Below are 12591 nucleotides of genomic sequence, written 5' to 3'. Positions count from 1 at the left end.
GCGTTGATCAGCTGAACCGACGGATTACTTCGAAGAGCTGATCACAGGATCGAGCCAGGTTTTTCGTCGGCGCGGTGGCGACACCAAGCAGGAGCGCAGACTCGGCGCTATCAGGCGACACATACCAGGGCGAAAGTGGCGCCGGCGACATGCCCAACGCCGAGACTTCGCGTACAACGGCCAAGTCCGGTGTTCCCCGCGGCAATTTGAGGAGAACAGCCAGCCCCGGCGCGGCAATGCTATTGGCATCAACGGATGCTCGAAAACAATCCAGCAGCGCCTGCCGCTTGGCGGCATAGGCGCGCTTGGTGCGCCGGAGATGGCGCATATAGTGCCCCTCGTGCATGAACTCGGCGGTTGCAAGCTGCAGCGCGGGGCCAGGTGGCGGCGCGAGGCAGGCTGCGACCTCCGCGAACGGAGAAATCAGTTCGGGCGGTGCGACCAGAAAGCCAAGGCGAAGCGTAGGACTGATCGTCTTGCTGAACGAGCCGATGTGAATGACGCGTCCATCCCGGTCGAGCGAAGCGAGCGCCGGCGCAGCCCTGCCCATCAGTTGCAGCTCGCTCAGATAGTCATCTTCGATCACCCAAACCTGGTTTGCTGCTGCCCATTCGAGCAGACGAAGACGCCGCTTGAGTGACAAGGTGGGGCCGAGCGGCGCTTGCTGACCGGGGGTCACCACGACGAGCTTCGCATCAGGATGGTGGCGCATGCCATGATCGATATCGATACCGTCTGCGTCAACGGGGATCGGAGCAATGGACAAGTGTGCGAGTTCGAGTCCTTTCCTGGCGAAGGGGAAGCCTGGATTCTCGACCCAGACACTTTGTCCGCCCAAGCCAAGAACGCTGAGCGTCAGACCCAGTCCCGCGCTGAACCCTCCGGTGATAATGATCTGCGATGGCGAGCAGCTGATGCCGCGAGCAACAGCAAGATAACCGGCGATTTCCCGCCTCAGTTCGATCTCGCCACGCGGATCGGGATAGATGGGGGGAGAACTCGCCTCGGCACGCACGGCATTTGCACGAATACGTGCGAACAACGTTGCAGGAAAGGTCTCGGTTGCCGGCACACCCATCTGGAAGAGCGCAGGTCCCTGCGTCATCTCCAGATAAATCTCCATGAACGAGCCTGCGTCTGGCGGCTGCTCTTTCTTTACGACGACCCGAGGACGTTGGGCGACGCGCGTGCCAGTCGCCCGCGAGGCCTCGATCAACTGGGCAGCGGCCAGTTTCTCATATGCGGTCCGCACGGTACCCCGCGCGACACCGAGTTGGGCAGCGAGGTCCTGCCATGAGGGTAGGCGTGCGCCGGGCTCCAGCACACCATTCTCGATGGCCGTCGTCACCCCGCGTCGGATCTGCTCGGCCAGAGGCATCTTTGCCGTACGGTCGACAGTCAGGTTCAGCCGCTTGTTCATGCTGCCGTAGTACAGCATTTTGTCGCGTTCTTGGTGCTTTTTTTCTGGCCCACCAGGACGCATCTTTATGTTACAAAAAGGAGAAAGCCCATGAAGGTCCGTACCATTGTTGCTACCTGCGCCGTGCTCGCCTTGGCGGGTACCGGCTCCACCCCGGCTCATGAGAGTCAAGCCGAAACGGTCACGCCTAAATTCGATCAGGCGATCCCGAACATCCCGGGCAAGTCGCTCGTCGCTGTGGAAGTCGACTATGCACCCGCCGCAGCTTCCCCGCCGCACACACACGCGAAGTCCGCCTTCATCTACGCCTATGTGATCTCGGGCGCGATCGAGTCGAAGGTGAACAATGGCGAGACCCGCATCTACAAAGCTGGCGAGAGCTGGTCCGAACCGCCAAACGCCAGCCATTCAGTCAGCCGCAATGCGAGCAAGACCGAGCCGGCGAAGTTGCTCGCGGTCTTCGTCGTCGACTCTGACGACAAGGCGCTCACCACCCCTGTCAAATGAGACCGAAGGAACAAGAACGATGACCAAGAGGCTCGATTACGACCAGACCGCTCCCAAAGGGCCCAAGGCGCTCGGCCATTTAAGATGGCCTGAAGCATTGGCCTGAGGCCACTGGGGTTGGCCGACAAAGATCCCCAATTTCACCGAAGGGATTTTTGCACGCTGATGCGAAACTCTCGGTGGGTTGCCGGAAAATGACCCAGAGTATCCAGCAGCGATCAAGCAACGATTAGGAAAACCATGATGCTCAAACAAATAGCGGGAGTGCGCATACCCGACAGTAAGATCGGACGCGAAGTGACACAGCTCATTCGTGACACCGAGAGCGAGTTGCTCTTCCATCACTCGGTCCGGGTGTATTTCTGGGGATCCTTGGCAGGAAATCGGATGGAGCTGAACTTTGATCCGGAACTGCTTTACACGGCCGCCATGTTTCACGACATCGGCCTCACCGCACGTTATGAAAACAGCCAGCTACGCTTTGAAGTGGATGGCGCGAATGCAGCGCGCGAATTTCTTCAGGGGCACGGGATCTCCGAAAGCGATATCGAGACGGTCTGGAACGCCGTCGCTCTCCACACTACTCCTGGCGTACCCCAATATATGCGTCCCGAGATTGCGCTGGTGCAGGCGGGGGCTGGCATGGATGTGGCCGGCCGTGGCTATGATCAATTTACCGATGCGCAGCGCGAGGCCGTTACCGCCGCTTTTCCCCGAGAGACCTGCTTCAACGACGGAATCATTGACGCATTTTATCAGGGCATGAAACATCGCCCCGACAGCACCTTCGGCACCTTCAACGATGATGTCCTGGCGTTCAAAGATCCCAACTTTCGGCGGATTGATATGTGCAGCGTCATCCTTGCGTCAAGATGGAATAGTTGAATGCAGCTTTTTGCCCAGAGCCGAGGCTGCGGTTCCGGAACTCATCGGCACCGCCCGTATGGCGGCTCCGCTTCCGCAAACGGCAACCGGTTTCGATCTTTTCGGCGACTGCACCGAGATTTCCAACCGCTGCCTGCCAATGAAGCCATGCAGCTGTTGAATGGCTATTTCGACACAGTGGTCCTCGCAATTGCGGGCAAGGGCGATGAAGTGCTGAGGTTCATGGGCGACGCTGTGCGCGCATTCTTGCCGGTTACCGGCGGCATGGCGGCGGTTGCTGCCTACCGGGCAGCGACGGAAATCCTGGAAAAAAACCGAGACAACGCAAATCGCCGCAAGGAAATCGAGCGTGGGCGTGGCCCTGCATCGTCGCGAAGTCAGCTACGGTAATCTCGCTTCTGTCCGCCGTCTCGATCCACGCTGATTGGCCCAGACCGCAACATGGCGATGGTATGAACTGCTTATGTCGGCATCTTTCGTAAGTGCAAGGTTCTGGGATCGAGAATTCCATTGGGATTCGACCGTTGTAAAGGCTTCAAAAATCCACTCGAACTCCTTGAAAGAAAATGAAATCGACAATCAAGGCGAAAGGAAGTGACAATGAGCACGAATGAGCAAAAGGCTGCACCGGGCAAGGGCCGCAAGGACCACTTCATGATGGCTTGGCGGGTTCACGAATTCGGACCACCGGATGTCATGGCGTTCGAGAAGATCGACTGCCCGCAGCCGGGACCCGGCGAAGTGCTGATCCGGGTGCGCGCCGTCGGCGTCGGCCCCTGGGACGGCTGGATAAGAGCCGGCAAGAGCGCCTTGCCGCAACCTTTGCCCCTTACCCTCGGGTCGGACCTGTCGGGTATTGTCGAGTCGGTCGGCCCTGACGCGAGGAATTTTGCAACGGGCGATGAAGTCTTTGGCGTAACGAACAGTCAGTTCGTTGGTGCCTATGCCGAATACGCCATCGCGTCAGCCAAGATGATCGCGAAGAAGCCAGTCTCACTCGACTACAATGCAGCGGCGTCGGTTCCGGTCGTGGCTGTTACGGCCTGGCAGGCGCTCTTTGAGCATGGAAAACTTGCAGCCGGCCAGATAGTCATTATTCACGGTGGTGCAGGAAGTGTCGGTGCCTACGCGGTGCAGCTGGCGCATCGGGCCGGTATTCGTGTCGTTGCGACTGCCAGCGCCGCAGACCTTGCCTATGTTCGCAGCCTTGGCGCGGATGAAGCCTTCGATTACAAGAGCGAGGATCTTGAAAAGCATTTGGGGCAGGCCGATGTGGTTATTGATCTCGTCGGTGGAAGGACGCAAGATCGTTCTTTCAATCTGCTTCGTCGTGGCGGCAAGCTTGTCTCCGCTGTCTCGCAACCCGATCAGGAAGAGGCCGAGCGTCATGGCGTCGAAGCTTTTTTCTTCCTCGTGGAGGTGACCGGCGATCGCCTTGCGAAAATCGCTGACTTCATCGACAACGGGAAGATGAGGACACAGGTCGGCGCGGTCCTTTCCTTGGCCGAAGCGAGGACCGCCCATGAAATGCTGGAAGGCATTTTGCCCCGGCCCCGCGGAAAAATCGTTCTCGATGTCCCAACGTGACGGTGGAGCACCGCTCGGATAGCACGTCCGCGTCTCTAAGCGTATGGGAACCAAGCGTCTCCAGTTCAAATTGAAGCCGGGCCGAAATTGCCATGCATGACATCGCAGTATGAACGACAATACCATAGTCGAGCGGTGGGCGCTCGGCTCGACTATGCGCTTATTCAATGTGGCCATGCAATTTGCGCCTCGCCGATCGCCTTGAGGAGATCGGCGCATGCCATTGGGTTGCTCAGTGGGAACATCGCCGAGAGTCCGTCGCCCCAGCAATTTGAGATTTCACCACCACGTTCCTCAAAGATCCGGAATAGCATCAGAAAAGCCGTTTAAAAGTCGATTACATCATCGTACGGGTCGGAATAAATTCAGAAGCGCTGGGACGGCTTGCCGTTTCTCCAGAGCAGCTGGATTTATCTCACGGCGATGCGTAGAACGTGCGCCGCTTATTTCGGAAATCTTGGAAGCTTCACTTCAAACAGTACACACCGCCTAAAAGGAACATCGCGACAAAAGTGGTCTCGCCGACGACGAACGCAACGGCTTGGGCACCCGCATATGAAATTGATAAAGCGAAGTCTTCATACCGACCGCTAGCATTCCTCCCGGCAGTGCCCAGCGAGATCGTTCGGCACCGAAGGTCAACAAGACCATGGGCATAACTCCGGCCGAATTCGCGCTCGCCAGAACGAGGAACGCCAAAAGAAATCCGGGTATTATGGTTTGGCGCTTCACGTTTCCACCGGCCGCGAGACGGTGTTGAGGGCGACGCAAATTCCGATGCCGCGGGCGACCGTCTGGACCATCATCAAAATCAAGTTGCATGGCGTCAGCCTTTCGAATGATTTGGCCGTCGTGCATTTCGAACACGCCATCGCCGCCGCCTTGCGCGTAAAAATCTACCTCCAGATTATGCACGTCCCCATGTGTTTCTGCGCAAGAGCAACAAACGATAGGTGCTCGGCTCTACATCCTTATGCAGTGACCAGATGGTTTGGCACTTTGGGGATTCGAGTTTGCTATGGATGCGTTGGTTCACCGCATCCTGCATGAAGGGCCTTGTCGCGCTTCGCATCGCGACGGTTTTAGCAATTCATATTTTCTGGTTGGCCGGGTGCAAGCGACGACTTCTGTATTTGGGAGGCCCTGATCGAACAGGGTCATCACCCTTCGCGCGAGACTATCCGTATCTTCGTGGCGCGCAGCTTCCTGAGTTCCCCCCAATCTCCTGATAACAGCTCAAAGTCATAATACAATAAACTGAGATTTGTATCTTGACATGATCTCATTCGGCTAATAGCGGTATCAACTTCGGGAGGACGATTGAACACCGCGTGCAGCCTTCGGCCCGGTCCAGTGCTGACGGTCATAATCTGTGCACAGCGGCTGAACTCGTGGATTCTGCCAGCTCCGATGGGTCAATAACCCGTCGATTTTCGAAATGGGGAGGAACTCATCATGTATTTTTATAAGCTGACAACGACAGCCATTGCCATTGGTGCGCTGATGATCGGAGCTGCAAGCGCTCAGACCGTACTTCGTTCGGCCGATACCCATCCTGATGGTTATCCGACGGTTGAAGCGGTCAAATATATGGGCGAACTTATCAAGGAGCGCACCGCCGGGCGTTACGCGGTCGAGGTCTATCATTCCGCGCAGCTGGGCGAGGAGAAGGATACGATAGAACAGACGCAGGCCGGCGTCCTTGATTTCAACCGCGTGTCAATGGGCCCCTTCAACGGCGTCGTCCCGGTGACGCAGATACCCTCGCTGCCCTATATATTCCGGTCCGCAGACCATATGCGCAAAACGATGGACGGACCGATTGGGGCTGAAATCCTCAAGGCGTTCGATACGCACAATCTCGTCGGCCTGGCTTTCTACGATTCCGGAGCCCGATCTTTCTACAACTCCAGGAAAGCCATCACCTCTCTCGCGGACCTGAAGGGGATGAAGTTCCGCGTCATCCAGTCCGATGTGTTTGTCGACATGGTCAACAACCTTGGAGCCAATGCCACGCCGATGGCCTATGGCGAGGTCTATTCCGCTCTTGAGACCGGCGTCATTGACGGAGCCGAAAACAACTGGCCGAGCTTCGAATCCGCCAAACACTACGAAGTTGCCAAGTTCATCACTTTAGATGAACACCAGATGGTCCCGGAAGTCCTCGTCATGTCGAAATCGAGCTGGGACAAGCTTACTCCCGAGGACCAGGCCATCGTACGTCAGGCGGCAAAGGACAGTGTTGCCAAAATGCGGGAGCTCTGGGACGCTCGCGAAAAGAAATCGCGCGCAACCGTTGAGGCCGCGGGAGTGAAGGTGAGCGAGATCGACAAGCAACCGCTGATCGACGCGATGAAGCCCGTCTACGAAAAATATCTGTCGACGCCGGAGTTGAAAGACCTCGCCGCCCGCATTCAGGCAACCAAGTAATCCTTGTGACCACAACGGCAGTTCCGCACTGCCGTTGTGTCCTGACAGGAAAGGGAAGCTGTAGATGACCGGCAACAACAATTCGCAACAAGGTTTAGTTTCCGCGGCAAGGAGAACGCGCCTGCTTCGCATCGGCGCGATGCTGACGAAAGTCAGCGATGGAGCCCTGTACCTTGCCGGCTTTGGCCTCGTCGTCATGACCGTCCTTGTCGCCTATCAGGTTTTCTCCCGCTTCATTCTGAACTCGTCACCGAGCTGGACAGAAACCAGCGCCATCATGATCATGAGCTGGTTCATTTTCCTCGGCGCGGCCATCGGCGTTCGCGAGAATTTCCATATGGGTTTCGACGTGCTTCTGTACGTCCTGCCACAGGGAAGCAAAGGGGCTCTGCGCGCATTTTCCGATGTGATCGTTCTTGCTTTCGGTATCGGCATGGTTTGGTACGGCTGCAAGCTTGTGATCCTCACATGGCAATCCACCATTCCATCGCTTGGTCTGCCCGCTGGCTTCGATTATCTCCCGCTGACCACGGGCGGCATTCTGATCAGCCTGTTTTCGCTGGAGCGCATCGTGATGCGATGGGCCGGGATCAGCGTGGACAAGGATGTCAACCTTGAAGACGTTCCCGACATGCCTGTCGTGCAGGAGGCTTGAGTGATGGAGCTGTGGATTCTCTTTGGCTTCTTCACGTTCCTGATGTTTATCGGCACGCCGATCGCCTTTTGCCTTGGCGCAGCCAGCTTCGCCACCGTGCTTTACCTCGGTCTGCCGCCACTGGTCGTCTTCCAGCGACTGAATTCCGGCATGAATGTTTTTTCGCTGATGGCCGTGCCGTTTTTCATCTACGCCGGAGACCTCATGGTTCGCGGCGGCATCGCCCATCGCATCATCGCCTTTGCCGGTTCGCTTGTCGGGCATTTGCGGGGCGGGCTCGGACAAGTCAACATCGTGACGGCAACACTGTTTGGCGGCATTTCGGGCTCGGCCGTTGCCGAAGCCGCCGCGGTTGGCGGACTGATGATTCCGCAAATGAAAGCAAGGGGATATGGTGCAGACTACGCGGTCAATGTTACCTCCATGGCAGCACTGATCGCACTGCTTTTGCCGCCTTCCCAAAACATGATCATTTATTCCATTGCCGGCGGTGGAAAGATCTCAATCGCCGATCTGTTCACCGCCGGCATTCTCCCGGGCCTCCTGCTGGCAGTTTCGCTCATGGTCACGGCCTATATCGTTGCCCGCAAGCGGGGCTACCCGACGGAGCCCTTCCAGGGCTTCGCCCAGGTCGGCCGTTTCGCCGTCATTGCCGTCCCGGGCCTGCTGTTGATCGCCATCATATTCGGCGGCGTGCGTTCAGGGATTTTCACCGCAACAGAAAGCTCTTGTATCGCCGTTATCTATGCCTTGCTGGTGACGGTGCTGGGTTACAGATCGATGCGTTGGGACGATTTCGTCCATGCCACGCAAGGTGCGGTGCGCACCACAGCAATGGTGCTGCTGATAATTGGCACTGCGGCTTCATTTAGCTGGCTTATGGCCTATCTCAAAGTTCCTTTGGCGCTGATCGCAGGAATGAATGCCATCTCCACAGACCCGCTGGTCGTTCTGCTCCTGCTGAATGTCCTGATGCTGCTTCTTGGTACGTTCATGGACATGGGCCCCATGATTATCATCTGCACACCGATCTTCCTTCCGATGGCCCAGCACTATGGAGTCGACCCGGTCCATTTTGGCGTCATCCTCATTCTCAATCTTGGTATCGGATTGAACACTCCGCCCGTTGGCACCGTCCAGTTTGTCGCGTGTGCCGTGGGCAAGATCACTGTGTGGCAAGCCATGCGTTCCATATGGCCCTTCTACGGCGCTGGAATTGTGGTTCTGGGTCTTGTCACCTATATTCCGGCCATCTCGCTCTGGCTTCCGAGCGTGTTCAAATAGAGGTGGCACCGGCAATGGAAACTGTGACTGATCTAAAAGTGGAACGACGGCCGAAGCTGTCGGAAACAGTGGTCGCGGCCATCCGCGAGCAGCTGCAGACCGGGCTTATGCAGCCAGGTCAGAAGCTTCCGACCGAGGGCCAGCTCACAGAAACCTTTGGTGTCAGCCGCACCGTCATCCGCGAAGCCATCGCCCAGTTGGCTGCCGCCGGCCTCGTCGAGCCGAGACAAGGGGCAGGTGTCTTTGTGATCGAGCAGATTTCGACGGCGTTCGGTGCATTGACGTCGGAGATGGGCACGAAGAACTCCATAGCGCTCAACGTTCTGGAAGTCAGGCTGGCCATCGAGATCGAGTCGGCGGGGCTGGCCGCCACACGGCGCAATGCGGCGCAAGAGGCGGCAATCCAGGAGGCCTATTTCGAGTTCGACGTGCTCCTGCGAAATGGGGATCCCACCGGGCCGGCCGATCTGGCTTTTCACCGGGCTATCGCCAGTGCAACCAACAATCCGATCTATGTCGAAATGCTGGATGTCCTTGGCCGCCGCGCCATTCCCTGTGACGTGACTTCTCCGTGGTCCACGGAAACGTCGCAATCGGACGAATATCAGCGTGGTCTGCATCGTGAACATTTAGCCATTCTCAAGGCCATTTCCGCCGGCGATGCCGAAGCTGCCCGTCACGCAATGCGCGTTCACCTCAGTGCCAGCCAAAAGCGATATCTCGAACGCCTTCAGGCGCGGCATGGCTTTCATCAATCCGGCCCTTCCAAGCGCCAGGACCGCGAGTAACAATAATTTTCAGGATATAATGACCTACGTTGGCACCGAATTCACTTGCCGCTATGCCATCGACCCGGTTGCAGCTGCTGCTATGGGAAACCGACGAACTGCGCAACAACTTTCACATCGGACATTTTTTTTGCAAGGTGGACGCGTCAATCAATTTCTTTCGGTCGAGTTGGCAAAAATCGGTGGCGATGCAGCCATACCGCGCGCCACTTGCGCCCCCCGTACCGCCGTCAATTGTGCGTGAGCCAATCGTCGAGATGCAAAGCATGCAACGAGTGAGAAGCCTGGCAAATGTCATGCGTGCCGTTGCCTTGAACGCAGCATCAGCACGTTACTCCGGCGTTGGTCGCCGGCCTGGCGCACGTCAATCCAGCCGTCCATCCCGGATGCGAACGAAGAAGTCTTCGTTGCCGATCTGGCCGCCCTTAAGGACAAGTTCCAACGGTGCCGATCCATCAAATCGGTGACCCAGGCATACCGGAGAGCCCGGGGATTGCGCAATCGGATGACGCAGAGTGAGTGCCCCGACATGGAGCTCGCTGAGGGCATGGCTTGATGTATCACCACCGGCAACGACAACCCTCTTCAGGCCGTTCGCCGCCGTCAGACGATTCAGCAAGGCGCCAAGCCGCCGGCCAACACGATCATTGGCACGCCTGTCGGTGATCGGCTGTATTGATGGTTTGCCCAGCGCCGTGAAAAGCAGCGGGCTCCTTCCTGATGTCAGGACCGCTGTGGCCGTATCGAAAGCTGCAGTTTCGGCTCGTTCCGACCCCGCACCGGTCGCAAGCGCCGCGTAGTCGACCTCGATCGGTTCGAAGCCATGACTGCTGGCATATCTGATCTGCATTTCCGTTGTCGGGGAGCAACTCCCGGAGACGACCGCGATCCGCTCCTGGGGTAACAGCGGCGATGACGAGGCCGCTGGTGCAAGATTGCCCCCGGCGCGCAGGGTTTCAATATACGCATATTCGACACCCGACGATCCGAATATGAGCGGGGCAGCGCTGCCAAGGTTCGCGTCAATGAGGGCACCTGCGCAGCGCAAGCTCAACAAATCGGCGACATCGATCATGATGATTTTGTGGTCTTCGTCCAGCGCCTTGCGCAAAGCCATCGATCCGTCGCCAGCGAGGAGTGCCGGGAGCTCGACGAGGCCTATCGAAGTGCGCGTCTGCTGCGCCAGATGCCTGCGCAGATCGGCTTCATGCATCGGTGTGCTGGGGTGCCGGCTCATCACCGGATGCCTGTCGATCCGGAAGACCTCGCCGCGAAACCGGGCAAAGAGTTCACCAAACATGGTGTAGCGTCCGAGTTGGGGGACCCCGACAATCAGCAGCGCGGCCTCTTGTTTGAAGGTTTCAAGGCCAATATCGATTGCCCGGCCGATTGACCCTTGCGCGGGCGAACTGTCGAATGTCGAGCAGACCTTGTAGTGACAGATGGGAGCCCGCAACGATCGCAGCCATGCAAAGATCCTCGGCAATTCGCGGTCCATCCATTCAGGTGTTTGGCTGCGGCTCGTTCCCGCCAGGCCGACCGCCGCAGCGTTGTTGAAGGCTTTGAGGCGCGCATCATCCGGAATCCCGGTAAAAAGGACGGTCTCGATGCCGTTCGAGCTCAAGGCTTCCATCGCATCGGTAGACCCGGTGAAGTCATCGCCGTAAAACGCGATCTGCGTTTTTTCCGTCATGACAACCTCGACCGGAAGGTTTCAACTGCCGCACGAAGGTCGGGGTGCGTGACTGCGTAGGTTTCAAGGCTGATGCCCTCCACGGCGGCCTGCCAGGCTTCGCGCAAACTCCTTATCCCGCCCGCCGGACCATGCGGATGCCCCATTATGCCGCCGCCAGCGCAATAAATGAGATCAGTCGAGCCGAGCGCCTTGTAGGTGTCTTCCACCTGTTCTGCCGACTGCCCCGAAGAAAATACCGGCATCACCCTGAAATCCCTGTCACCGTCGAACAGGGGGGTGAGGCACTGGCTTGCCGACGCGATCGACGACGTGCCATCCTCGCTGAACTTGTTGCGCAGCCCGTTGACATGAAGATGATCAACCCCGGCAATCCGCCAGAATTTCTGCCACGCGATGAAACTGATCCCGATATCGGGCGAGCGTGAGAACAGGCCCCAGCCGTTCCGATGGCCATGTATCGGTAAATCCGTATGCTGTCGCAGCGCTGTGACAGCGGGAAGCCCGACGCTGTGGATCCCGACCATGACACACGTTCCACCCGCATCGCGTACGAGGTCGGCGTTACGCTTCATCTCATCCATCCCGCCGGTGATGTTGAAAGCATACATCGGCTTTTTGCCGGTTCTGTCAGCAAAGTCGCGGAGCACCTTCATTACGGCCTTGACACGTTCAGCAAACGGGCAGTGCGGGCCATTGGCCTGCAACTCATCATCCTTCAGGAAGTCAATTCCGCCTTCCGCCAGTCGCGAGACGAGGCTGGCAGTCTGTAGAGGATCAAGTCCGACGCTCGGCTTGATGATCGTACCAATCAATGGACCGACAGGTACACCGGCCAACTTGCGCGTTCCGCCTATGCCTGCCCGCGGACCGGGATAGGCGGCCGCAAACTCCGCCGGAAGCTCGACGTCAAGCAGACGAAGCGCAGAGACCTCGCGCAATTCGAAAAGGTTGCCTGCAACTGTTGCCAGCACATTGGGAAGCGACGGTCCCATGTTCGCCAGTGACCAGGAAAGGCGAATTCGCCCGCGCGTAAATTTCCTGCCGGCTACCCTGCATGGCAGGGAGGGCTTGCTGGCCGCACCGGTCTCGACGATCGACTCGATGCGCGCCCCATAGGCCTCTTTCAGCTCGTCGGTCTCGCCTTCGAGCTGCATGAACGTGCCTGAGGATTGTTCCCCGGCGATGATGGCCGCCGTATCGGCAAGGTTTCCGGGCGTCTCCAGATCGTAATCAGCGTAAATTCGGTTCACGTTCACCTCCCGTTGATTGCCAGCATACATACAGGCGCATTATTAACTGATCAACTCATTATACCAGTTGACAACATGATATCTTGCCG

At 57.8% G+C, this 12591-nt stretch carries 12 protein-coding genes; 8 read left to right on the top strand and 4 right to left on the bottom strand.

Going from position 1 to position 12591, the window contains the following annotated elements:
- Nucleotides 1-7: 7 nt before the first annotated feature.
- Complete coding sequence (gene pdxR, locus LB462_RS26930) at nucleotides 8-1420, bottom strand: MocR-like pyridoxine biosynthesis transcription factor PdxR (protein WP_224514561.1); 1413 nt, start codon at nucleotides 1418-1420, stop codon at nucleotides 8-10.
- 90 nt (nucleotides 1421-1510) lie between these two features.
- On the opposite strand from pdxR, the gene LB462_RS26925 reads away from it, so the two are divergent.
- The 4 genes from LB462_RS26925 to LB462_RS26910 all read left to right on the top strand — a co-directional run bounded on the left by LB462_RS26925 (nucleotide 1511) and on the right by LB462_RS26910 (nucleotide 4399).
- Nucleotides 1511-1927, top strand: a complete 417-nt coding sequence (locus LB462_RS26925; protein ID WP_224514431.1) for a cupin domain-containing protein — start codon at nucleotides 1511-1513, stop codon at nucleotides 1925-1927.
- A 243-nt stretch (nucleotides 1928-2170) separates the two neighbouring features.
- On the top strand, nucleotides 2171-2812 hold the full coding sequence (locus LB462_RS26920; RefSeq protein WP_224514559.1) for an HD domain-containing protein: 642 nt from the start codon (nucleotides 2171-2173) through the stop codon (nucleotides 2810-2812).
- A gap of 147 nt (nucleotides 2813-2959) precedes the next feature.
- Nucleotides 2960-3202 (top strand): hypothetical protein, encoded by a 243-nt coding sequence (locus LB462_RS26915; RefSeq protein ID WP_224514430.1) that lies wholly within the window; start codon nucleotides 2960-2962, stop codon nucleotides 3200-3202.
- Nucleotides 3203-3412: 210 nt separating this feature from the next.
- The gene (locus LB462_RS26910; protein WP_370637308.1) at nucleotides 3413-4399 is read left to right on the top strand and encodes an NADP-dependent oxidoreductase; all 987 of its coding nucleotides are present in this window, start codon (nucleotides 3413-3415) and stop codon (nucleotides 4397-4399) included.
- A gap of 489 nt (nucleotides 4400-4888) precedes the next feature.
- On the opposite strand, the gene LB462_RS31630 is transcribed toward LB462_RS26910, so the two are convergent.
- Entirely contained in the window at nucleotides 4889-5221 is a 333-nt protein-coding gene (locus LB462_RS31630) for a putative sulfate exporter family transporter (RefSeq protein WP_224514555.1), read from the bottom strand.
- A gap of 630 nt (nucleotides 5222-5851) precedes the next feature.
- Between LB462_RS31630 and LB462_RS26900 the strand changes: the two genes are divergently transcribed.
- From LB462_RS26900 to LB462_RS26885, 4 genes are all read left to right on the top strand, one after another.
- Nucleotides 5852-6829 (top strand): TRAP transporter substrate-binding protein, encoded by a 978-nt coding sequence (locus tag LB462_RS26900; RefSeq protein ID WP_370637314.1) that lies wholly within the window; start codon nucleotides 5852-5854, stop codon nucleotides 6827-6829.
- 139 nt (nucleotides 6830-6968) lie between these two features.
- The gene (locus LB462_RS26895; RefSeq protein WP_224514553.1) at nucleotides 6969-7484 is read left to right on the top strand and encodes a TRAP transporter small permease; all 516 of its coding nucleotides are present in this window, start codon (nucleotides 6969-6971) and stop codon (nucleotides 7482-7484) included.
- 3 nt (nucleotides 7485-7487) lie between these two features.
- Nucleotides 7488-8768, top strand: coding sequence for a TRAP transporter large permease (locus tag LB462_RS26890; protein WP_224514426.1), 1281 nt, complete (start codon nucleotides 7488-7490; stop codon nucleotides 8766-8768).
- Between the two features lie 14 nt (nucleotides 8769-8782).
- Entirely contained in the window at nucleotides 8783-9556 is a 774-nt protein-coding gene (locus LB462_RS26885) for a FadR/GntR family transcriptional regulator (RefSeq protein ID WP_224514424.1), read from the top strand.
- A 364-nt stretch (nucleotides 9557-9920) separates the two neighbouring features.
- Here LB462_RS26885 and LB462_RS26880 read toward each other — a convergent pair whose 3' ends face one another.
- A complete protein-coding gene (locus LB462_RS26880; RefSeq protein WP_224514422.1) occupies nucleotides 9921-11249 on the bottom strand; it encodes a four-carbon acid sugar kinase family protein in 1329 nt (442 codons plus the stop codon).
- Nucleotides 11246-12502, bottom strand: coding sequence for a ribulose-bisphosphate carboxylase large subunit family protein (locus LB462_RS26875; protein WP_224514421.1), 1257 nt, complete (start codon nucleotides 12500-12502; stop codon nucleotides 11246-11248). Before LB462_RS26875 ends, LB462_RS26880 begins: the two co-directional genes overlap by 4 nt.
- Between the last annotated feature and the right edge of the window lie 89 nt (nucleotides 12503-12591).

Source organism: Phyllobacterium chamaecytisi, assembly GCF_020164455.1.
GTDB classification, from domain to species: Bacteria; Pseudomonadota; Alphaproteobacteria; order Rhizobiales; family Rhizobiaceae; genus Phyllobacterium; species Phyllobacterium chamaecytisi.
The sequence above is the reverse complement of the archived record's forward strand: the minus strand, read 5'-3'. Positions and strand labels throughout refer to the sequence as shown.